20 protein-coding genes and 1 pseudogene are annotated in these 21747 nt (G+C 62.6%); 6 read left to right on the top strand and 15 right to left on the bottom strand.

The window, feature by feature from the left end; translation table 11 throughout:
* The first annotated feature begins 43 nt into the window (after positions 1-43).
* Positions 44-1423 carry an aspartate aminotransferase family protein gene (locus AC0L17_RS11355; protein WP_473515891.1) on the top strand — a complete coding sequence of 460 codons (1380 nt, stop codon included), beginning with the start codon at positions 44-46 and terminating at the stop codon, positions 1421-1423.
* A gap of 101 nt (positions 1424-1524) precedes the next feature.
* Here the strand turns inward: AC0L17_RS11355 and AC0L17_RS11350 are convergent, their stop codons facing one another.
* The 5 genes and pseudogenes from AC0L17_RS11350 to AC0L17_RS11330 form a co-directional block, all read right to left on the bottom strand.
* The gene (locus AC0L17_RS11350) at positions 1525-3549 is read right to left on the bottom strand and encodes an ABC transporter ATP-binding protein/permease (RefSeq protein ID WP_473515972.1); all 2025 of its coding nucleotides are present in this window, start codon (positions 3547-3549) and stop codon (positions 1525-1527) included.
* A 32-nt stretch (positions 3550-3581) separates the two neighbouring features.
* Positions 3582-3749, bottom strand: a complete 168-nt coding sequence (locus tag AC0L17_RS11345; RefSeq protein ID WP_473515890.1) for a hypothetical protein — start codon at positions 3747-3749, stop codon at positions 3582-3584.
* 274 nt (positions 3750-4023) lie between these two features.
* Positions 4024-4908, bottom strand: coding sequence for a 3-hydroxyisobutyrate dehydrogenase (gene mmsB, locus AC0L17_RS11340; RefSeq protein WP_473515889.1), 885 nt, complete (start codon positions 4906-4908; stop codon positions 4024-4026).
* A gap of 86 nt (positions 4909-4994) precedes the next feature.
* A pseudogene (locus AC0L17_RS11335) lies at positions 4995-5362 on the bottom strand (four helix bundle protein).
* A gap of 43 nt (positions 5363-5405) precedes the next feature.
* Entirely contained in the window at positions 5406-6590 is a 1185-nt protein-coding gene (locus AC0L17_RS11330; protein WP_473515888.1) for an isobutyryl-CoA dehydrogenase, read from the bottom strand.
* A gap of 152 nt (positions 6591-6742) precedes the next feature.
* Between AC0L17_RS11330 and AC0L17_RS11325 the strand changes: the two genes are divergently transcribed.
* Both AC0L17_RS11325 and AC0L17_RS11320 read left to right on the top strand, forming a co-directional pair.
* Positions 6743-7357: a dimethylsulfonioproprionate lyase family protein gene (locus AC0L17_RS11325; RefSeq protein ID WP_473515887.1), complete on the top strand. Its 615-nt coding sequence runs from the start codon at positions 6743-6745 to the stop codon at positions 7355-7357.
* Complete coding sequence (locus tag AC0L17_RS11320; protein WP_473515886.1) at positions 7357-8829, top strand: cobyric acid synthase; 1473 nt, start codon at positions 7357-7359, stop codon at positions 8827-8829. The genes AC0L17_RS11325 and AC0L17_RS11320 overlap by 1 nt, the downstream gene beginning before the upstream one ends.
* Here the strand turns inward: AC0L17_RS11320 and AC0L17_RS11315 are convergent.
* The 3 genes from AC0L17_RS11315 to AC0L17_RS11305 form a co-directional block, all read right to left on the bottom strand.
* On the bottom strand, positions 8826-9248 hold the full coding sequence (locus AC0L17_RS11315) for a VOC family protein (RefSeq protein ID WP_473515885.1): 423 nt from the start codon (positions 9246-9248) through the stop codon (positions 8826-8828). The two genes, AC0L17_RS11320 and AC0L17_RS11315, sit on opposite strands and share 4 nt — an antisense overlap.
* Before the next feature lie 83 nt (positions 9249-9331).
* Entirely contained in the window at positions 9332-10180 is an 849-nt protein-coding gene (locus AC0L17_RS11310) for a helix-turn-helix domain-containing protein (RefSeq protein ID WP_473515884.1), read from the bottom strand.
* A gap of 100 nt (positions 10181-10280) precedes the next feature.
* Positions 10281-10451: a hypothetical protein gene (locus AC0L17_RS11305; protein WP_023798964.1), complete on the bottom strand. Its 171-nt coding sequence runs from the start codon at positions 10449-10451 to the stop codon at positions 10281-10283.
* 371 nt (positions 10452-10822) lie between these two features.
* On the opposite strand from AC0L17_RS11305, the gene AC0L17_RS11300 reads away from it, so the two are divergent.
* Positions 10823-11254 (top strand): TerB family tellurite resistance protein, encoded by a 432-nt coding sequence (locus AC0L17_RS11300; protein WP_473515883.1) that lies wholly within the window; start codon positions 10823-10825, stop codon positions 11252-11254.
* A 22-nt stretch (positions 11255-11276) separates the two neighbouring features.
* Here AC0L17_RS11300 and AC0L17_RS11295 read toward each other — a convergent pair whose 3' ends face one another.
* The 5 genes from AC0L17_RS11295 to AC0L17_RS11275 all read right to left on the bottom strand — a co-directional run bounded on the left by AC0L17_RS11295 (position 11277) and on the right by AC0L17_RS11275 (position 17684).
* Positions 11277-12917 (bottom strand): ABC transporter ATP-binding protein, encoded by a 1641-nt coding sequence (locus tag AC0L17_RS11295; protein WP_473515882.1) that lies wholly within the window; start codon positions 12915-12917, stop codon positions 11277-11279.
* Positions 12914-13783 (bottom strand): ABC transporter permease, encoded by an 870-nt coding sequence (locus AC0L17_RS11290; RefSeq protein ID WP_473515881.1) that lies wholly within the window; start codon positions 13781-13783, stop codon positions 12914-12916. Before AC0L17_RS11290 ends, AC0L17_RS11295 begins: the two co-directional genes overlap by 4 nt.
* Entirely contained in the window at positions 13780-14727 is a 948-nt protein-coding gene (locus tag AC0L17_RS11285) for an ABC transporter permease (protein ID WP_287063863.1), read from the bottom strand. The genes AC0L17_RS11290 and AC0L17_RS11285 overlap by 4 nt, the downstream gene beginning before the upstream one ends.
* A 70-nt stretch (positions 14728-14797) precedes the next feature.
* Positions 14798-16273, bottom strand: a complete 1476-nt coding sequence (locus AC0L17_RS11280; RefSeq protein WP_473515880.1) for an ABC transporter substrate-binding protein — start codon at positions 16271-16273, stop codon at positions 14798-14800.
* A 130-nt stretch (positions 16274-16403) separates the two neighbouring features.
* A complete protein-coding gene (locus AC0L17_RS11275; RefSeq protein ID WP_473515879.1) occupies positions 16404-17684 on the bottom strand; it encodes an acetylornithine deacetylase/succinyl-diaminopimelate desuccinylase family protein in 1281 nt (426 codons plus the stop codon).
* A gap of 229 nt (positions 17685-17913) precedes the next feature.
* On the opposite strand from AC0L17_RS11275, the gene AC0L17_RS11270 reads away from it, so the two are divergent.
* The gene (locus tag AC0L17_RS11270; RefSeq protein WP_023802989.1) at positions 17914-18342 is read left to right on the top strand and encodes a L,D-transpeptidase; all 429 of its coding nucleotides are present in this window, start codon (positions 17914-17916) and stop codon (positions 18340-18342) included.
* Here AC0L17_RS11270 and AC0L17_RS11265 read toward each other — a convergent pair.
* Entirely contained in the window at positions 18339-18920 is a 582-nt protein-coding gene (locus tag AC0L17_RS11265) for a hypothetical protein (RefSeq protein WP_023802988.1), read from the bottom strand. The two genes, AC0L17_RS11270 and AC0L17_RS11265, sit on opposite strands and share 4 nt — an antisense overlap.
* An 84-nt stretch (positions 18921-19004) precedes the next feature.
* The gene (locus AC0L17_RS11260) at positions 19005-20408 is read right to left on the bottom strand and encodes a selenium-binding protein SBP56-related protein (RefSeq protein WP_473515971.1); all 1404 of its coding nucleotides are present in this window, start codon (positions 20406-20408) and stop codon (positions 19005-19007) included.
* Positions 20409-20656: 248 nt separating this feature from the next.
* Between AC0L17_RS11260 and AC0L17_RS11255 the strand changes: the two genes are divergently transcribed.
* Entirely contained in the window at positions 20657-21739 is a 1083-nt protein-coding gene (locus tag AC0L17_RS11255) for a substrate-binding domain-containing protein (RefSeq protein ID WP_473515878.1), read from the top strand.
* Positions 21740-21747 lie beyond the last annotated feature (8 nt).

The raw sequence follows: 21747 nt of genomic DNA, 5'->3' as shown, positions 1-21747 counted from the left end.
ATTGTCTGCAATTGCCGGATTGGTTCAAGAGGAAAGATCAGACATGAGCTATCAGAATTATTCGCTGAAGCAGCTTCAGCAGATCGATGCTGCGCATCACCTTCATCCGTTCACCGACCACAAGGAGATGCGCGAGGCCGGCTCACGCATCATCACCCACGCCAACGGGCCGTTCATCTACGATTCCGAAGGCACGGAAATCCTCGACGGCATGGCCGGGCTGTGGTGCGTCAACATCGGTTACGGGCGCGATGAGCTGGCCGACGCCGCTTACGCCCAGATGAAGGAACTGCCCTACTACAATTCCTTCTTCAAATGCTCGACCCCGACACCGGTGCTGCTGGCCAAAAAGCTGGCGGAACTGGCGCCGAAGCATGTCAACCAGGTGTTCTTCGGCTCGTCCGGTTCGGAGGCCAACGACACGGCGCTGCGCCTCGTGCGCCACTATTGGGCATTGGAAGGCAAGCCGGAGAAGAACCGCATCATCTCGCGCAAGAGCGCCTATCACGGCTCGACCATCGCCGGCACGTCGCTGGGCGGCATGGAGCCGATGCACAAGCAGCTCAACGGCGCGGTTCCCAACATCGTCCATGTGATGATGCCTTATGCCTATGAGCTGGCTCTGCCCGGTGAAAGCGACCATGATTTCGGCCTGCGCGCGGCCAAGGCCGTCGAGGATGCCATCCTCGAAGCCGGCGCCGACAAGGTCGCCGCCTTCATCGGCGAGCCGGTGATGGGAGCAGGCGGCGTGAAGATACCGCCGATGAGCTATTGGCCGGAAGTGCAGCGCATCTGCCGCAAATACGATATACTGCTGATGCTCGACGAGGTCATCACCGGCTATGGCCGCACCGGCGAGTGGTTCGCAGCTCAGACCTTCGACATCGAGCCCGATACCATCACCACCGCCAAGGCGCTGACATCCGGTTATCAGCCGCTGTCGGCGCTGCTGGTCGGTGACCGCATCGCCGCGACGCTGGTCGAGAAGGGCGGCGAGTTCAATCACGGCTATACCTATGCCGGCCACCCCGTGGCCTGCGCCGTGGCGCTGAAGAACCTCGAGATCATCGAGCGGGAGGGTTTGGTCGATCGGGTCAAGAACGACACCGGACCCTATTTCGCCAAGGCGCTGCAGGAGCACGTCGGCGGTCACGATCTGGTCGGCGAGGTGCGCTCGATCGGCCTGATGGGGGCGATCGAGATCGTCAGCGACAAGGCGACCAAGGCGCGCTTCCTGCCGGCCGGGAGCGCGGCCGTGACCGTTCGCGACCACGCAGTTGCCCAGGGCATGATGCTGCGCGCCACCGGCGATACGATGATCCTGTCGCCGCCGCTGATCTGGACGCGCGAGACGATCGACATGGCCTGCGGCCGCATCGCCAAGGCGCTTGATCTGGCGCAGGCGGATTTGCGCAAGCTGTGAGATAAAACGATCGCCGGGCGTCCTGCAACCGGACGCCCGGCGTTTGAATGCCGGATTCTGCCAGCCGGAGGAACCGCTCACCAAGGCCCGATCGGCGGATTTCACTTTTTTGTCTCGGGCAGCGCCGCTTTGCTCGAGGTCGTGCTGCGCTTCGGTGCGGCGCGCCGGCGCCGCATAAACCGCTCAAGCAAGTTCCGTCTTCTCTTGCGCTGCACAAGATCGATATCGCTGACAAGCTTTGCGCCGCCCTCGCGCCGCTCCAAGGTGATCTTGCGGCTATGAAAGGCTTCCAGCTCGGCGCGATGCGCCACGCTTATGATGGTGACCTTCGGCAATTCGTGAACGATCATCTCCATCATCTTGTCCTGGCTCTTTTCATCGAGTGCTGACGTTGCTTCATCCAGCACGATGATATCGGGGCTGTGCAGCAGAAGACGCGCGAAGGCGAGCCGCTGCTTTTCGCCACCCGAGAGGGTCTGGTCCCATGGCGCGTCGTCCTCGATCTTGTCGTTCAGATAATCGAGCCCGACTTTGTCGAGGGCAGCTTTGATCTCGTCCAGCGTCCAGCGATCGGCGGCGCCTGGATAGGCGACTGCGCGGCGAAGCGTCCCGGTGGGGACATAAGGCCGTTGCGGCAACATGAACAGCCGTCTGTCGGCGTGGATGTTGACGCTGCCGCCGCCCCACGGCCACAGACCTGCGACGGCCCGCACCAGCGTACTCTTGCCTGAGCCGGATTCGCCGGCGACGAGCACCCGCTCGCCTGATTCGATCACGACCTTGGTTTCCTTGACCACGGCGGTGCCGTCGTCGAGTGACACGGAGAGATTGTTCAGGCTGAGCATCGCATCGCCTGCAGCTTCGCCGCGCTTTATGCGTCCGAGCGTGTTGCTCTGTTCCGCGCGCTCGAGCCCGTCGAGCGACATCATCAGCGAGGCGATGCGCCGTGCACAGGCGTTCCAATTGGCGAGACGGGGGTAGTTGTCGACCAGCCATCCGAACGCGCCCTGCACGATGGCAAAGGCAGAGGCAGCCTGCATGACCTGTCCAAGTGTCATGCCGCCTTCGAGAAACTTTGGAGCGCAAAGCAAAACCGGCACGACAGGCGCAAACAGACTCGCCCCCTGCGATACCAGCGCTGTGCGCATGTGCTGACCTGTAAGGAGCGCCCACTGCCTGAGCACATAGGCGAACGTCTTGTCGATGCCGCTACGCTCTTCCTCCTCGCCGCCGAGCAATGCGATACTCTCGCCGTTTTCCCGCACGCGCGTCAGCGTGTAGCGGAATTCGGCTTCCGCCTGATTTTTTTCCTCGGAGAGGTGGACGAAATGGCGGCCAATGACCGCCATCGAGGTGGATGTGATCGCGGCATAGAGCACCGCGGTGATGACGAGAAAGCCGGGAATGGTCACCGTCGAACCTGCGATCGTCAGCGTCAGGGCCCCGCCGATCGTCCAGAGCACCACGATGAAGGTCGAGGCCGACAGAAACGCGTTGATGACACCGGCGATGAAGTCGACCGGGGATTCGGTGGCAATCCGCAAATCCTCCGTAATGCGTGCTTCAGGGTTCTGGTGGTCGCCGCCGACGAGGTTCAACTGAAAGTAGCGGCCGCTTGCAAGCCACCGCGCGATGACCGCGTTGGTGAGCCAGGAACGCCAGTGGCGCTGCATCGTCATGCGAAGGAAGACCTGTGCAACGACAAGGCTTCCGCTGCCGAGCACGAGCGGCACGAAAACGGCGCTCAGGACATAGACGGTGCGCGCATTGCGTTGCTCAAGGGCATCGAAAATTGCGCGATTCCAGACATTGATCCCATACTGGAAGCCGACATTGATGACGATCAGGAGCAATAACCCGATCGTGTACGGCCAAGCCCGCCTATCGCCTCCGCGGCCCCAGTAACCGCGCGCGCTGATCCAGAAACGCCTCAGCAAGTATCTCTTGCGCGCCTGCTCGGCCTCCTCAGGGGTCAGCTCCGGATCGGGTTCGACGAACTCCAGCGGCGGCGGGGCCGCGCCGACGGTCTCAGGCGCGGCTTCGACGGTCGATTGCTTCTCCTGGCGCGACTTCTCGGCATCGCGTGATTTGGAGACCGATTTCGGCTTGGATTTAGCCCCGGACATACCGGCGATAACGGCTTGGAAATCAGAAGGTTTCAATGATGTCCGCTCAAGCCGCTTGATCTCCACGTCAGCGCGGATGCGGTCGGCTTCGTTTTTTTGGCCTCTTCCTTGATCTGCTGCCCGGCCATGTTGGATTGAACCGCATTGCGTGAATGCAAAAACCGCGCTCCATCGGGAACGCGGCTTTGCCAGATACGCATGGCGCTTCGCTGACTGAACACTTGGCGAAACTTACGGGGCTCCGGTACGCGAGACCTGATCCGGAGCGCCGGGCGGTTGCGATAGGCCGCCTCGCACTCCGTTCTACAGGGACATCGTTACCGGGTGGTTATCGATAGTTTAAGCAAATCTAAATTTCCGCGTTTCTTGCCGGAAACCGAAAGTCGGTCGAGTTCGAGGCTGAAAGCGCGTCGCGTCTGCTGCGCACGCTTTGCGCACCCTTGGGGGTTAGCCCAAGCTTTTGGGCGACATGCATTACGCCGGGGTGCCGCGCAGGAAATTTATGATGCCGGAGAAGTCGGCAGCGGCATGCCCCTGGGCGTTGAACAGCGCATAAAGCTGGGCGGCCTCGGCGCCGAGCGGCGTCACCGCACCGGAGCCTTGCGCGGCTTCCTGCGACAGTTTCAGGTCTTTCAGCATCAGTGCCGCGGCAAACCCCGGCCTGTAGCCATTGTTGGCCGGCGATGTCGGCACCGGACCAGGGACCGGGCAGTAGGTGGTCAGCGACCAGCACTGGCCCGACGAGTTCGAGGCGACGTCGAACAGCGCCTGGTGCGACAGGCCGAGCTTTTCCGCCAGAACGAAGGCTTCGGCGACGCCGATCATCGAAATGCCCAAGATCATGTTGTTGCAGATCTTTGCCGCCTGTCCGGCGCCGTCATCACCACAATGGACGATACGGCCGGCCATCGGCTTGAGGATTGGTTCGGCCTTGGCAAAAGCTTCCTTCGCGCCGCCGGCCATGAAGGTCAGCGTGCCGGCGGTGGCGCCGCCGGTGCCGCCGGAAACCGGCGCGTCGATCGACAGCAGCTTGTGTCTGGCGGCAATTGCGTGGGCTTTTCGTGCCGATTCGACGTCGATGGTCGAGGAATCGATGAACAGCGCGCCTTTTTTCGCCTTTGGCACGATGTCTTCATAGACCGACAGAACGTGTTTGCCGGCCGGCAGCATGGTGATGACCACGTCGGCCTCCTTCACCGCGGCAACGGCATTGGCCATGACGACGACCCCATGCTCCTTGGCGTTGGCGAGATTTTCCGGGATCAGGTCGAATCCGTGAACGGCATATCCAGCCTTGACGAGATTGGCTGCCATCGGATTGCCCATATTGCCGAGGCCGATGAAGGCGATGGTGGTCATGATGGCACTCCGTGGTTTGGGTAAGGCAGTAGGCAGTAGGCAGTAGGCAGTAGGCAGTAGGCAGTAGGCAGTAGGCAGTAGGCGGCCTATTCGGGCGCGAGTCTGCTGATAAGTTGGCGCAGCTTTTTCCGATGCCCTCGGTCGCTAACAGTATCTGACAAGCTTGATCTTGCGTAGCTAGGCCAATGCGTTCAGCGATCTGCAGGTGCGTCTCGAATTCCTTCAGCGACCCTTGGGCTATCCGGAGGAATTGCTGATAAGAGCCTCTGTTGTCTCGGCCATAACCTTCCGCGATGTTTGCAGGGACTGACGTTGCCGAGCGGCGGATTTGGCTGGTCAACCCATACAATTCCTCTTTTGGCCATGCCTTGGTCAAGGCGTAGGTGGTGACGGCCAGATCCATCGCCTGCTGCCATACGATAAGATCCTTGTATGAATTGATCTTGCCGGTCATCTTGCTGCCTATTGCCTATTGCCTATTGCCTATTGCCTACTGCCTACTGCCTACTGCCTTCCCGCCCGATCAGCGCGCGTGCGATGATGACGCGCATGATCTCGTTGGTGCCTTCGAGAATCTGGTGAACGCGCAAATCCCGCACCAGCTTCTCGATGCCGTAATCGTGCAGATAGCCATAGCCGCCATGCAGTTGCAGCGCGTCGTTGGCAACGTTGAAGCCGATGTCGGTGACGAAGCGCTTCGCCATCGCCGACCATTTCGAGGCGTCCGGGGCCTTGCGGTCGAGCTTCGAGGCAGCGGCGTAGAGGAATATCCGTGCAGCCTGCAGTTCGGTCTCCATGTCGGCCAGCTTGAACTGCAGCGCCTGGAACTGGTTGATCTTCGACCCGAAGGCCCTGCGTTCGGCGGTGTAGGACAGCGCCTTGTCGAGCGCCGATTGCGCCCCGCCCAGCGAACAGGCGGCGATGTTGAGCCGGCCGCCGTCGAGCCCGGCCATGGCGATGCCGAAGCCGGCACCTTCGTCCGAGAGCAGGTTTTCAACCGGCACCTTGCAGTCCTCGAAGACGACCTGGCGGGTCGACTGCATGTGCCAGCCCATCTTGTGCTCGTTGGCGCCGAAAGACAGGCCGGGCGCATCTTTCGGCACGACGAAGGTCGAAATGCCCTTCGGACCGTCGGCGCCGGTGCGCGCCATGACGATGTAAAGGTCGCTGTCGCCGGCGCCCGAAATGAACTGCTTGACGCCGTTCAGCACATAGTCGCCGCCGCTCCTTACCGCACGCGTCTTCAGCGCCGCAGCATCCGATCCCGAACCCGGCTCGGTCAGGCAATAGCTCGCCAGCCATTCCATCGAGGTCAGCTTCGGCAGGAAGTGCTGGCGCTGCTCGTCGCTGCCGAAGCGGTCGATCATCGAAGCCACCATATTGTGGATCGAGATGAAGGAGGAGAAGGCCGGATCGGCGCGCGAAAGCGCCTCGAAGATCAGCACCGCGTCGAGCCGGCCGAGCGCTGAGCCGCCGCCGACATCGTCACTGACATAGATGCCGCCAAGCCCGAGCGGGCCAGTCTCGCGGATCACGTCCGCCGGAAAATGCTTGTTGCGGTCCCAGTCGAGCGCGTTCGGCGCAACGCGATCGGCAGCGAAGGCCTCGGCCATTTGCTGGATGGCGCGCTGGTCGTCGTTGAGTTCGAACTGGCTGGTGCCCGCATCGACAGCGGCGTCCATGGCGTGCTCCGTGATGTCTTCGGCCGGCTGGCCTGTCGTTTTTGGCTTTGCGCGCGGTCCAATCTAGACCAATGATGCCGCCGCGCAAGCCGACTAGCTCCATCCAACGATCTGGGGGGCGGCTGTGTGATAATGCGTGTCTGGGGCAAGGCATGACGACAAATTTCGATGAGCTGCTTGAACGGTTCCACGCCACGCTCGAAACATTCGATGATGCGCTGGTGCGCGATGCGGTGGCCCGGATCGGCTGGGCCATGCCGGCGCGTCCGCTCGAGCCGCGTCCGCTTGCCTGCCTGCGCCAGCTCGACCGCATCGTCGAGCTCGCTCCGGCCAACGCCCAGCCGTTGGCGCGGCTGCTTGCGGAGCGTCGCGGCGAGCTGCGCTGGGGGCAGACCTACAGCGAGGCGGATCTCGGCAAGACATTCATCGACAAGTACGGCTGGCTGGAGGTCTTCGGCACACGCGGCCATTTCGTCAACGACGAGGTCGCGGCCGGCTTGCTGATCCTCGGACCTGAAATCGTCTATCCCGACCACCATCATGTCGCCGAGGAGATCTACATTCCACTGACCGGCGGCACCGAATGGCGCATGGACGAAGACGACTTTCGCAAGCGAGAGGCGGGTGAGGTGATCCACCATGCCTCTGATGTCAGCCATGCCATGCGCACCGGCAAGGAGCCTCTGCTGGCGCTCTACATCTGGCGCGGCGGACCACTGGCCGCGAAATCCACGATCACCGGCAGCGTTTCACAGGGCAGGAATTAATGGCGGCCAAGACGATCATGCTGCAGGGCACAGGCTCCGATGTCGGCAAGACGGTGCTGGTCGCGGGCCTCTGCCGCGCGGCGAAAAAGCGCGGGCTGAAGGTGCGGCCGTTCAAGCCGCAGAACATGTCGAACAACGCCGCCGTCGCCAATATACCGGGCGACAGACGCGGCGGCGAGATCGGCCGCGCCCAATGGCTGCAGGCGATCGCCTGCGGCGTTGCGCCCACCGTCCATATGAACCCGGTGCTGCTCAAGCCGCAGACCGATATCGGCGCCCAAGTGGTGGTGCAGGGCAAGGTGTTCGGCGAGGCGCGGGCACGCGACTACCAGGCGCTGAAAGCCCGGCTGATGGATGCCGTGCTCGACTCCTGGGCCAAGGTCGGCGAGGATGCCGACCTCGTCATCGTCGAAGGCGCCGGCTCGCCGGCCGAGATCAATCTCAGGAGCCGCGACATTGCCAATATGGGCTTTGCGACGCGCGCCAACGTGCCGGTGATCCTGGTCGGCGACATCGATCGCGGCGGCGTCATCGCCTCGGTCGCCGGCACCCATCTGATCCTGCCGGAAGAGGACCGGCGCATGATCGTCGGCTATCTCATCAACAAGTTCCGCGGCGATGTCTCGCTGTTCGATGACGGCATCAAGGCGATCGAGAGCTTCACCGGCTGGCGCTGTTTTGGCGTGGTGCCGTGGCTGAAGGCGGCGGCGCGGCTGCCCTCGGAAGATTCGGTTGTGCTCGAACGCCTGGCGTCCGGCGAGAAGCGCGCGCTGAAGGTGGCCGTGCCGATGCTTTCGCGCATCGCCAATTTCGACGACCTCGACCCGCTCAAGGCCGAGCCGCAGGTCGAGGTCGTCTTCGTGCCGCACGGCCAGCATTTGCCGGACGACGCTGGGCTGGTGATCATTCCCGGCTCGAAGTCGACGATCGGCGATCTGCTAAGATTCCGCGAGAATGGCTGGGACCGCGACCTTGTCGCCCACCGCAAGCGCGGCGGCCACGTCGTCGGCATCTGCGGCGGCTTCCAGATGCTCGGCCGAGTCGTGCGCGATCCCGACGGCATCGAGGGCAGCGCCACCGAGACCGAGGGGCTCGGCCTGCTCGACGTCGAAACGGTGATGCAACCGGAAAAGACGGTGCGCAATGTCAGCGCGCGCTCGGTCCAGTTCGACCTGCCGCTCGAGGGCTACGAGATCCATCTCGGCCGCACCACCGGTCCCGACACGCTGCGGCCGTCCGCCGTCATCAACGGCGCCGATGACGGCGCCGTCTCCGCCGACGGCAAGGTGTCGGGGACCTATCTGCACGGGCTGTTTTCCGCCGACGCTTTTCGGGCGAAATTCCTGGAAAATCTCGGCGTCAAAGGCGGCGGCATCGATTATCGCGCCGAGGTCGAACGGGCATTGGACGAGGTCGCAGCCGAACTGGAAACCCACCTCGACTGCGACGCCATCTTTGGTCTGGCGCGTTAGCTGGCGGGCTCACCGGCCTTTGGCCAATAGGTGCCGAACGACCAGACATTGCCTTCCGGATCGCGGCAGATGAACTCGCGGCTGCCATAGTCGCGGTCGGTGAGCTCTTCCAGTATTTCGGCGCCGGCCTTTTTTGCTCTGGCATAAGCGGCATCGGCATCGTCGACGGCAACATAGATCGATCTGCCGCCACCCGGGCCAGGCGCACCGACCATCTGGCCAAACTTGTCGTCGCGTGCGGTGCCCAGCATGATCATCGAAGAGCCGAAAGTCAGTTCGGCGTGTTGGACGATGTCGCCTTCGCCGTAGCGGGCATGAACGGCAAAGCCGAAGGCTTCACCCAGCCAGTCGATCATTTTCGCGGCATTGCGGTAGCGCAAGGTCGGATAGAGCCTGGGCGGTTCGACTGACATGGTCATGGCGATCTCCTTCAATTGGATTGGACGATAATCCAGTCTGGGCGAAGGCTTTTCCCACGTCTTGAAGAAATGTTACCTGCGCCCTATGCCTGGGCGGCCAGCGCCGTCGGCGTTTCGCCGGCAAGGTCGCGGAATTCGCGCACCAGATGCGCCTGGTCGGCATAGCCGCAATCGGCGGCGATATCAGCCCAATCGGATTTGCCCTGCCCGGATTTGCCCTGCCTTGACAGGCCGAGCGCCCGGTTGAAGCGGACGATGCGCGACAGCGTCTTGGGGCCGACGCCGATCGCGTTGGAGAATTTTCCGGCGAGATGCTTGCGGCTCCAGCCCAGCCTGTCGGCGAGCGATGCGACGCGAATGCGGCCACCCGAGACGATGATCCGGTCATAGGCCCAGGCGATTTCGGCCTGCATTTCGCGGGCGTCAGTCAGCCGCGCGGCGACGAACGTCTCGACGATGGCAAAACGTGCGCTCCAGCCGTGCGCATTGCCAAGTCTTTCGCGCAGCGCGATGCCTTCGATCCCGAGCACATCGTCGAGGCCGACCATGCGGTCGGTCAGTTCGCTCATCGCAAGGCCGAAGAAGCGTCGGGCGCCGAGCGGGGTGAAATTGACCTGGATGCAGCAGGCGCCGCCGCGGGATTCGATCACCACCGGACCGGCATAGAGGCCGGCGGCGAAACTGGCGAAGCGGTCATTGTCGCCCGGCTCCTTGCCGAGCCCGATGGCGAAGGGTTCGGCAAAGCTGATGACCAGCGGCACGGTCAGCGATGCGTATTCGACGTTGCGGAAACGGCCGGGCATGGTTTCGCGGTAGCCGCAGATGTCAGTGACTGAACCCTGGAGCCAAGGGCCAGGCGCACGCTGAACCATCTCGAACCGGTCGAGGCCAGGACTGTGCTGGTTGCTGCCGTCTTCGCTCTGGGCAGACATGAGCTTTCCTCCGCCCGCGGATGGTAGCAGACCAACCCTCAGAATCAAAAGTGCCCGGCTTGTGGCCGGGCGCTCCGAGTTGCCTGAGAGATCTGAGGGCTTAAGCGCCGCGAACCAGGCAGCCGCCGGCAAGCACGACATAAGCGATGAGGACGATCCACACCGCGGCCAGGGGAATGAACGCAAAAACGCCGAGAGCGGCGAGAAGACCGATGATGGCGATAACAAGGGATATGATGAAAATAAGCTGCGTAGGCGCACTGAGATTCATGTGTGGCTCCTCCCGACATGATTCGTATAACCGCATCCTATCAGGCGCCCCGTTCACACACCAATAAGCGTGCGCAGTGGGTTCGCCCGGTCAGCCGGTAGCTTGATGGGGGTGGCCCGGAGGATGCGGCGCGTTGCTGCGGGCGCCTTCTCCCTTCTCCCCTTGTGGGAGAAGGTGGCCGAGCGAAGCTCGGTCGGATGAGGGGTGTTCCAGCTTGGCACCGACAGCGCTCCGGCCAGCACCCCTCATCCGTCTCGGCGCTACGCGCCGATCCACCTTCTCCCACAAGGGGAGAAGGGAAGAGCAGCCGACCATTTGCGCAAGCCCGATTCCGCGCTACCTATTTGCAACGAATCGGAAAGGGGTCGCTGATGGCATTCGCATTGCTGGAGCAGATACGCTCGATCTTCGACGGCGACCCCGGCGTGCGCAAGGTCGCGGACGATCCGGTGCTGTCGGCGGAACTGCTGATGCTGTTTCGCATGATTTTGGCCGACGGCACGGTCAACGAGAGTGAAATGGCCGCCTTCAGGCGCATCTGCCGGGAAGCCTTCGGCATTCCGGAAGCCAGCATCGACAGCGTCATCGAATATCTCAACGAGTTCGGCTACGAGACCAACGGCTCGCAAGCCATCGCGCAGTTCCGTGACCTCGACATCGAGAGGCGCAGCCTGCTTGCCCGCCATATGGCCGAGATCGCCAAGGCCGATTCGCAACTTGCCGGGACAGAGATGCAGCTCTTGCGCCGCACCCTCGACTTGCTCGACATCAGCCCGGCCGATGTGGTGAAGGCCGAAGAGTAAGCCTCTCCCGACGGTCGGCTGTTTACCCCTGTTCCTGTAATCGCCGGGCAATCGCGCGGTGCAGGTCCGGGGCCGCAGCGACCAGCGCCTTGGCGGCTTCGGACTGCGGATGGTCGAGAACTGCGCTCGTCCTGCCGCGCTCGACGATCTTGCCGGCATGCATGATCATCACCTGGTCGGTAATGGCGCGGGCAACGGTCAGATCGTGGGTGATGAACAGATAGGCAACGCCGAGCTTCTGGTTGAGCTCGGCGAACAGATCGAGAATCTGGGCGCGGATCGAGACGTCGAGCGCCGAGACCGGCTCGTCGGCGACGACCAGCTTGGGGCGGGTGATGATGGCGCGGGCGATCGACAGGCGCTGGCGCTGGCCGCCTGAAAATTCGTGCGGATATTTGTCCATGTCGCGTGGACCAAGGCCGACCTCGTGCAAGGCCTTTGCCACCATCTCGCGCCGCTCTGCATTCGTCGGCCTTTTCTCCAGGACATGCAGTGGCTCGGCGACCAGTTTTTCCACCTTCTGGCGCGGATCGAAGGAGCCGTATGGGTCCTGGAACACCACCTGCATGTCGCGGCGCGCCGGCTTGAGCTCCGCCTCGCTCTTGTCGGTGATGACTTCGCCGCGAAACCGGATCGTTCCCGATGTCGGCCCGTCCAGCGCCAGGACCATGCGGGCAAGCGTGGACTTGCCGCAACCGGAACGCCCGACCAGCGCCACAGACTGCCCAGGATCGATCGAGAACGAGACATCGTCGACGGCGCGGGTCGGAACCGCGCGCTTCAGCAGCGATTTGCGCCGTCCCGGATAGTCCCGCGTCACGCTTTCTACCTGAAGAAGAGGTTTGGCCTGGAGCATGGGATTGTCTTGGCCGACCTCGTTTGTCCTGGCACGCGCCGGCACATGCATCGAGGCCTGCGCAAGTTGTCTTGTGTAGGGATGAAGCTGCTCGGACAAGGTGCGCGCCGTGTCGCCGGCCTCCATCACTTCGCCGTGGCGCAGGATGGTGATGCGCTCCGCCATTTCGGTCACCACCGCGAGGTCATGCGAGATCAACAGCAGACCCATGCGGTTTTCTGAAACCAGGTCGCGCAACAGGTCGAGGATTTGCGCCTGCAGCACGACGTCGAGCGCCGTCGTCGGCTCGTCGGCGATCAGCAGTTTTGGTTTCAGCGCGCAGGCGATGGCGATGACGACGCGCTGGCGCTGGCCGCCGGAAAGCTCGTGCGGATAGCGCGACAGCGGGAATTGCGCTGCGGGCAAGCCGACCCGGTCGAGCATTTTTCGAGCGCGGTCCTCGGCGTCGGCGCGGCTTACCCTGGTGTGCCAGCGGATGCCTTCGGCGACCTGCTCGCCAATGGTCTTGACCGGGTTCAGCGCCGTCATCGGTTCCTGGAAAACCATGCCGATATCATCGCCGCGCAGCGCGCACATCTGGTCTTCGCTGGCCGCGAGGATGTCGATGCCGTCGAAGACGACGCGCCCGCTGGCGCGCGCCGCCCAGGGCAGAAGCCGCATCACCGTCAATGCCGTGATCGATTTGCCCGAGCCGGATTCGCCGACCAGTCCCATCACCTCGCCGGGCGCGACGGAGAGCTCGACATCCCTCAGGATCGGCGTGTCGCCGATCGTCAGCGACAATTTCTCGATTTCGAGCAGGCTCATCGCTGCCGCCGCGATTTGGGGTCGAGGATGTCGGCAATGCCGTCGCCGAGCAGGTTCAGTCCAAGCACGGTGACGACGATCGCCATGCCTGGAAAGATCGCCATCCACGGCGCCATCCCCATGCGCGTCTGGGCGTCGAACAGCATCCGTCCCCAGCTCGGCATCGGCGGCTGTGTGCCGAGCCCGACATAGGAAAGCCCGGCTTCGGCCAGGATGCCGAGCGCGAACTGAATGGTGCCTTGCACCAGGAGCAAAGTAACGATGTTGGGCAGCACGTGTTCGATGATGATCAGTGCTTTGCCTTTTCCGGCGGCACGCGCGGCGAGGATGAATTCGCGCGGCCAGATCGCCAGCGCGCCGGCCCGGGCGACGCGGGCGAAGACCGGGATGTTGAAAATGCCGATGGCGATGATGGCGTTGAGCGCGCCCGGGCCGAAGATGGCGGTGATCATGATCGCCGACAGCAGGGCAGGGAAGGCGAAGACGAGATCGTTCAGCCGCATCACCGCCTCGTCGACGACGCCGCCGCGCGCCGCGGCAAGGGCGCCGAGCGGCACGCCAACGCCCATGCCGATACCGACCGCCACCAGCGCCACGGCGATCGAATTGCGGGCCCCGACCATGATCATGGAAAAAATGTCGCGGCCGAAATGATCGGTGCCGAACCAGTGCGCCGGCGAGGGTGCCTGGGTCTTGTCGGCGATGATCAGCCTGGTGACGTCAAAAGGCGTCCAGAAGAACGAGACGATGGCGACGGCCGCCACCAGTGCAGTGATGACGAAGCCGGTGAGGAACGAGCGGTTGGTGAAAGCCTTGACGAGGATGTCGGCAAAATTTTCCTCCGGGATGCCGAAGCGCAGCGTCATTGGCGGCGTCTCAGACGCGGATCGACGACCGCGTAGGAGAGGTCGACAAGCAAGTTGACGGCGATGACGGCGGCGACCAGCAGCATGACGACGCTTTCGACGACGATCAGGTCGCGCTGGGTGATCGCCTGGAACACCAGTCGGCCGAGGCCGGGCAGATAAAAGACGTTCTCGATAATGATGGTGCCGGCGAGCAGGAAGGCGAACTGCAGGCCGAGAATGGTCAGCACCGGGATCATCGCGTTGCGCAGCGCGTGCCGCCACAGCACCGCGCGATAGGGCAGGCCCTTGGCGCGGGCAGTGCGGATATAGTCCTCGTTCAGCACTTCGATCAGCGCCGAGCGGGTGACTCGGGCGAGGATCGCCGCTTGCGGCAGAGCGAGCGCGATCGCCGGCAGGACCAGCGATTTCAGCGCCGGCCAGACGCCGGCGCTCCATCCCGGAAAGCCGCCGGCCGGCACCAGCCGCAGCCAGACGGCAAACAGGTAGATCAGCATCAGCGCAAACCAGAAGTTCGGCACCGCAACACCAAGCTGGGCGGCGCCCATCGCGATCGTGTCGCCGGCCCGTCCGTGCCGGCCGGCGGAAAACAGCCCGACCGGAATGGCGATGATGGTGGACAGCGCCAGCGCGATCAGGGCCAGCGGCAGCGAGACCACGATGCGCTCGCGGACCAGGTCGATGACCGGCACCGAATAGGTGTAGGAACGACCGAAATCGAGGCTCAGCAAGCCGCCGGCCCAGTGCAGATAGCGCGCGGCAAGCGGCGCGTTGAGGCCCATCTGGTTGCGCAGCAACTCGACCTGGTCGGCGCTGGCATTCATGCCCAGCATCAGCCGCGCCGGGTCGCCGGGAATGATCTCCAGCACGGCGAAGACCACCATCGAGGCCAGGACCAGCGTGATGAGCGCGATGGCAAGGCGCTTGAGGAGATAGGCGGTCATGGGGGGAGGACCGCAGCTTTGCTCAGCGCGGCAACCGGATGAAGGTCGCGGGAACGCAAGCGTCAGCCCCTCACTCCGTCCACTTCACCTTGGTCAGATCATTGGCCTGGATCGGCGCATTTGCCCAAAAACCCTCGAGCTTGGCGTCCCAGACGCCGACTTTCGGCAGTTCGTAGAGGAAGCCGACCACGGCATCGTCGGCCAGTATCTTCTGCGCCTCGCCGAGCAGCGTCATGCGCTTGGCCTCATCGGAGGTGAGGTTCAGATCGGCGATGATCTTGTCGAAGGTCGGGTTGTCGTAGTTGAAGTAATAATCCTTGCGCGAATAGATATCGATGTCGTTGGGTTCGGTGTGGGAAACGATGGTCAGGTCGTAGTCCTTCTTGGTGAAGACCTGGTCCAGCCACTGCGCCCATTCCACCGGCACGATCTGCAGATCGATGCCGACGTCGCGAAGCTGCGACGCGATGATCTCGCCGCCAAGTCGCGCATAGGGGGGTGGCGGCAGTTTCAGTGTCGCCTTGAAGCCGTTCTCCAGGCCAGCTTCCTTCAGCAGTTCCCTGGCCTTCTCGACATTGTGCGGATAGAGACCGGTGAGGTCGACATAGGCCTTGTTGGCGGGCGACATGTGCGAGCCGATCGGCACGCCAAGGCCGGCCGAGGCGCCGTCGATGATCGCCTTGCGGTCGAGCGCAAACGAAATCGCCTGCCTGACCTGCAGCCGGTCGAAAGGCGGCTTCTTGTTGTTCATCGAAAGGATGGTCTCACCCTCGGTCGCGCCGATCACCACCTTGAAGCGCGGGTCGCCCTGGATCTGGGCGACGCTGTCGGGATCGAAGAACGGGAAGGCCTGAACATCGCCGGAAAGCAGCGCCGGAACGGCGGCTGCGGCATCCGTGACGATGCGGAACTCGGCCTTGTCGAGGGAGACCGGGGCACCCCAGTAAGCGTCGGACCTGATCAGCGTGATCGACGAGCCCTTGGCCCAGGTCTGGAACTTGAACGGGCCGGTGCCGACAGGCGTTTCCTTGTTGGTGTCGGCTGTCTCCGGCGCGACGATGACCGCGTCGCCCCAGCCCATATTGTAGAGGAACGAACTTTGCGGGTTCTTCAGCGTGATCCTGACCGTCGCCGGATCGACCATTTCGACCGTATCGATCGCGGCGAACAGGCCCTTTTGTGCGTTGACGGAGTTGTCGGCACGGGCGCGATCGAGCGAGAATTTGACGTCGTCGGCATTGAAGTCGGTGCCGTCATGGAATTTCACGCCGCTATGCAGCTTGAAGGTGTAGACCTTGCCGTCGTCGGAAACGGTCCAGCTTTCGGCGAGAGCCGGCAGCACCTCGCCGTTCGGGCCGATGCGGGTCAGCCCCTCGAACACATTGGCGTAAAGCACCTCGTCGATCGCCGCCGCAGCACCTGCGGTCGGATCGAGATGCGGAGGTTCGAGCGTGATGCCGATGACCAGATCGCGCGCGGCAAATGCCGATGTTCCGGCAGACAGCACCAGGGCCGCAGCGGTGAGAATGGTTTTCCACAATTTCATCGTGCAACTCCCGATATGCTCAAAAACATGCTCGAAACCCGGTGGATAGAAGCGTGATTTCACCAAGGAGTAAATTGCGTTTCGTGCTTTCCGGCGGCGCCGGCAGGAATGTTTTTCCGCCTATCGCCGGCTACCGAGCGCCCGCGCCCCTCAGCAGCACGTTGAGCCCGATCGCCATCACCTTGGCCGATTCGACCATGTCTGATATCCCCACCCATTCGTCGGGCCTGTGGGCGAGGTCGAGAATGCCCGGGCCATAGGCGATGCAGTCGTAGATGTGGCCGATGCGGGCAATGTGCTTCTGGTCGTAGGTGCCGGGCGAGATCACGTAGGCGGGCTCGCGGTCGAATACCTCCATGATGCCCCGCGCCACCGCCTTGACCACCGGCGCATCGCGCTCGGTCATCAGCGGCAGCACCTCCATGAGATCGCGGATCTCGTAGTCGAATTTCTTGCGCTCGCGCTTCAGCCGGTCGAGGATATCGGTCACCTCGCGCTTGACCGTGCCAAGATCCTCTTCGAGCAGGAAGCGGCGGTCGATGGTCAGCCGGCAGGAATCGGGGACATTGGGCGAGGGCAGGCCAGGCCGGAAATCCTCGGTCTGGCCGCCATGGATCGAGTTGATGTTCATGGTCGAGCGCTTGGCCCCGTCGGGCACGACCGGCATGCGCGTCACCTTGCGGTCGAGCGCCGGGAACAGATCGTCCTCGAAAGCCCTTAGCAGGGCGCCCATATGGCGTACCGCATTGTCGCCGAGGAACGGGATCGAGCCGTGCGCGATCTCGCCCTTGGTCTCGATCTCCGCCCACCAGACGCCGCGATGGCCAAGGCAGATGCGATCCTTGTTCAACGGCTCGGGGATGATGACGTGGTCGACCTTCGGCTTGGAGAAATAGCCGAGCTTTGCCAGATGGGCGACGCCGCCGAAGCCGCCGGACTCCTCGTCGACCGTGCCCGAAATCTCGATGGCGCCCGGGAAGTCGGGGAAAACCTCCATGAAGGCCTCGGCGGCGATGATCGAGGAGGCTAGGCCGCCCTTCATGTCGCAGGCGCCGCGGCCATGGACCTTGCCATCCCTGACGATGCCGGCGAAGGGATCGAGGCTCCAGCCGTCGCCGGCTTCGACCACGTCGATATGCGAGTTGAAATGCACGCAGGCGCCGGGCGAGCGGCCATCGAAGCGGGCGACGACGTTGACGCGCGGGTAGCGGTCGGTGTCGCCGGGCGTGCCTTCGGCGCGGATGAATTCGACTTCGAAACCGCGCTTTTTCAGCCGCGCTCCGACGTATTCGGCGCATGGCCGATAGGCCTCGCCGGGCGGGTTGATAGTCGGAAAGCGGATCAGGTCCGCGGTCAGCGCGACCAGGTCGTCGACCCGATCATCGACCGCTTTCAGCAGGAGTTCGTTCATTCGACGAATTGAGCAGCCAACGGTGCGTTTTGGCAAGCCTGTTGGCGGGTCGCGCCCTAGTTATGTGGTTACATGTCGCCACGGCAACTATCGCGGGAAATCGTTCAAATTTGCTGCTTTGGATTGGTGAATTCGTCAGAGGTGTGTGGTTACCTCATTCACTTGCGATTAAAGGATGAAGAATAGCGTGAAGGCAGGCAGGCAAGGGCAATCAAAGGGGTTTGATCGCATGAAAAAGACCGTTCTCATGGCAGCGGCACTGGCAACGATGCTGTTCGGTTCTTCGGTCGAGGGCTGGGCAGCCAAGCTGGTTGCAAGGATCGACGTGTCATCGCAGACGATGACTGTAAGGTACGGCCGGGCGGTCTACCGATGGCGCGTATCCACGGCGCGCAAAGGCTATATCACGCCGCGCGGCAGCTACCGGCCGCAACGAACGGCACGGATGTGGTATTCGCGCAAATACGACATGTCGCCGATGCCTCATTCGGTGTTCTACCGCGGCGGCTATGCCATCCATGGCACAGGCGCAGTAAAATCTCTCGGGCGCCCAGCGTCGCATGGCTGCGTGCGACTGCACCCGTCCAATGCCGCCGCCTTCTATTCGATGGTGCGGCAAGCCGGCTTCCGCAACACGCGGATCGTGGTGACCAACTAGAGCGCGGAAAACACGCCGATCGCCCCGACCAGAACCAGGCTTAGCGCCCAAATCACATCTAGATCAAACCAGCTTTTCGAAAGAAACCTTAATCCCAGCCACCGATAGACGCCGAAGGCCAAAGCGCCGCCCGCAGTGATCATCGCGCCGGTGTGGACCGCTGCCACGCCGATCGAGAGCGCTGCAGTTCGTGCAATGAGGGCGGTCGCGGCACGGTGCCCGGCATCCGTTTCAACGACGCCGCACAGGCCGAGGTAGATCGGCACCAGCATCAGGCCGGCGCCATGCGCGACGGCGACGAGAAAGGACCAGAGCGCCAGTCGCGACGGCGGCACGCGCGCCAGAAATCTAGGATGCCGCCGGTTGAAGAGCAGCCAGACTCCGAGCGCGACGACAATTAGACCTGCGCCAACGCGGATCTCGGTTTGCCAATCAACCAGCATGGTCATTAGCGCGAAGGGCAAGAGGACCACCGTCATGGCGACAAGATGCCCGAACGCCAGCGCCAGAAGTGCGCCCGGCAGCGCATAGGCTCGCCGTTCCATCAGGGCGGCCGAAACAGCAAGCGGCCAGCCCATACCCGGGTTTACGCCATGGTAAATCCCGCTGGCGACCACAGCAAACCAGAGGCTAGCTGTGGTCGAAAGGAGTTCGGGCAACACCTAGGCCGATGGGTAGCAGAAACTGTCGGTAGAGCAGTCGCCGCCTTCAAGCCGGATCTGGTGCGTTCGATAGCCTTTGGGGAACTCGACGAAGAAGTTGGTGTCGAGCGTCAGGCCACCATTGGCGCCAACATCGGCCTTCACCATCGCCCCGCCGCGCTCACCGGGATAGAACTGATCGTCCCAGGTCGAATAGAGCGAATTGGTCCAATAGACACGCTTGCCGTCGCGGCTAATCTCGACCATCTGTGGCCCATAGCCGAAGACCTTGCCACAGGGGTGCTTGGTCTTCTTGACGATCCCACCCAGTTCGACCTTGCCCGCCAGAACCGGCTTCATCGGGTCGCTGACATCGTATTGATGCATTTCACCCGTACCCCAACAAGCCACATAGAGATATTTGTCGTCGAGGCTGAGGTCGATGTCGGTGACCAGCGGGGGCACCGCCGAGAAACCCTTCAGAAGATCCGGCAGATCGTCGGCATTGGCCGGTTGAGGCGGGATGACCGCCGTCTTCTTGGCCTGGAACTTGCCATCTGCGTCGCGCCACCAAGTCCAGATCGAGCCTTCGAGATTGGTGGTATCGACCACAACGCCGCAGAAGCCGTATTGCTGGACTGGATCATGCGCCGGGCGGATTTCGAGCGCCATTTGGTGATTGGCGCCCAGATCGATCGTCTGAATGTTCTTACGCGCACGCAGATCCCAGAAATGCATGCGGTGGCCGTACTTGTTGGACAGTAGATCCTCAGGGACGATGCCGTTTTCGAACTGCGGCGGCAGGGCCCATTCGGAACTGACCATGTAGTCGCGCGGCAGGTTCCACCAGAAATCGTAGTGCTTGTCCTGGGCGCCACGATCTATTTCATAGCGGCCAATGACATCGAAGGTCTGGCAATCCATGATGAAAATGCCCGGAGGACCGTCGGTACCGTCCTTGCCACCGCCGCCGAGGGTCGACACATAGATGCCCTCGGGTCCGCAGTGGATCGTATGCGGGCGGGAATAGCCCGTCTTGGCAAAGACTTCTGCGGGTTCGATGATCTTGTGAATCTTGGCGGCTGTCGGCCCGCCCTTCACATCAATTATGTAGATGCGCGACGAACGAATGCCCGGAATGATCAGATAACGACGCTCCAAAAAGGCGTGGCCAGTCAGTGGTGACAGCGCCGAAGAACACGCATTCCAGCCGAAGTGATGAAACTCATCGCCCTTGTTAGGCATGATCACAGTGTGGACGATCTTGCCGAAATCCAGCGAATTTGGATCGACATTCACCACAGCCAAACCGTCAGGTTGCGAGAAGTCCGGGCTAAGCATCAACGTGTAGGCCAGAGTCTCCGGCGGCCCTTCCATAGCCAGCCTAGGTGACGGATAGAATGTGGGGTCTGGTCGCAGATTCATCGCGGTATCCTCCCTACGCGTTTGTGAAACTTTATTTTTGGTGGTCTCCGTGTCGCTCCCTTTTGAAATGCGGCCCAGGTAGGGATCACAATACACCAAGTCTCCTCGTCTGTCTGACACCGCGTCGCGCTAGCACTATTTACGTGGGCAGACTTTGGGCAGAATATACCGGGTGGGAGGGAGCATTCGGAATCCTGAATAAATGCGCCCGAACGGCTTCCGACCGTTGGTTGCAAGGGAGGATAATTATGAAACGTATTTTCTCGCTCGCGGCATGTGCCGCGGCGTTATCGCTCGGCGTATCGAACGCCTACGCACAATCGGGCGGCGTCGACAAGGCGGTCGGCGGCTACAGCTTCGAAGAAGCCGCAAAGGAGGCCCCCGGTACCAAGGACTTCCATTCGGCCGATGGTCACCTCACATTCGCTATCGTGACACACACTGCCGGCAATGGCTTCTTCGATCCGGTCTACGTCGGCGCGACCGTCGCCGGCAACCTGATCGGCGCCAAGGTCCTGCTGCTCGGCTCGGAATCGCCGACTGACGACCCTGCCCGCGAGATCGAAATCCTGAACCAGATCGTGCAGGATCCGACGATCGACGGGCTGATCATGACAACGCCCCAGGTCGGCGCCTACAACGACATCGTCAAGGCTGCCGAGGCGAAGGGCATACCGGTCGCTACGACCAATTCCTTTGACGGCACGCTCCTCAACCGCAGCAGCATCGGCCACACCGGCCAGGACGCCTCCGCTGCCGCAATCGCCGGCGAGGCGCTCGTCAAGTGCCTCGCGGACAAGGGTATAGAAAAGGGTTCGATCGTCCTGCCGTCGTCGACCGCAATGGGCAACATCGAGGTGAACAACCGCGTCACTTCGGCTTTCAACGCCATCGTCAAGGGCTTGAAGGATGCCGGCAAGCTTGATGCCTTCAAGGTCGACGCGGGTCCGGAGAACACCGGTATAGACACCAATCCGAATGACCCGGTGAACGGCATCGTGACGCTGTTCGAATCGCGCGGCGACGTCGTAGGCGCGTTCGCCGGCAACAACGTGTTCACGCCGGCGCTTGCCAAGGCCGTCGCTCAGACCGGAATGACCGGCAAGATCTGCGCCTACGGTTTCGACCTCGGCCCGGCCCAGCAGGACGCGATGAAGAGCGGCGATCTGACCGGCGCGCTCGGGCAGCAGCCCTTCTTGCAGGGCTTCTGGCCGGTCATGCAGCTCTATCTGGAGATCGACCGCGGCATCGCGGCGGCCAACCTCGACACACGCGCCCAACTGGTGACGAAGGAGACCGTCGAGGATGTCGGCAAGCGCTTCGAGAACTGAGTCCACTT

The sequence above is a fragment of the Mesorhizobium sp. WSM4829 genome (genome assembly GCF_055811475.1).
This window is presented reverse-complemented; position numbering and strand designations above follow the sequence as displayed.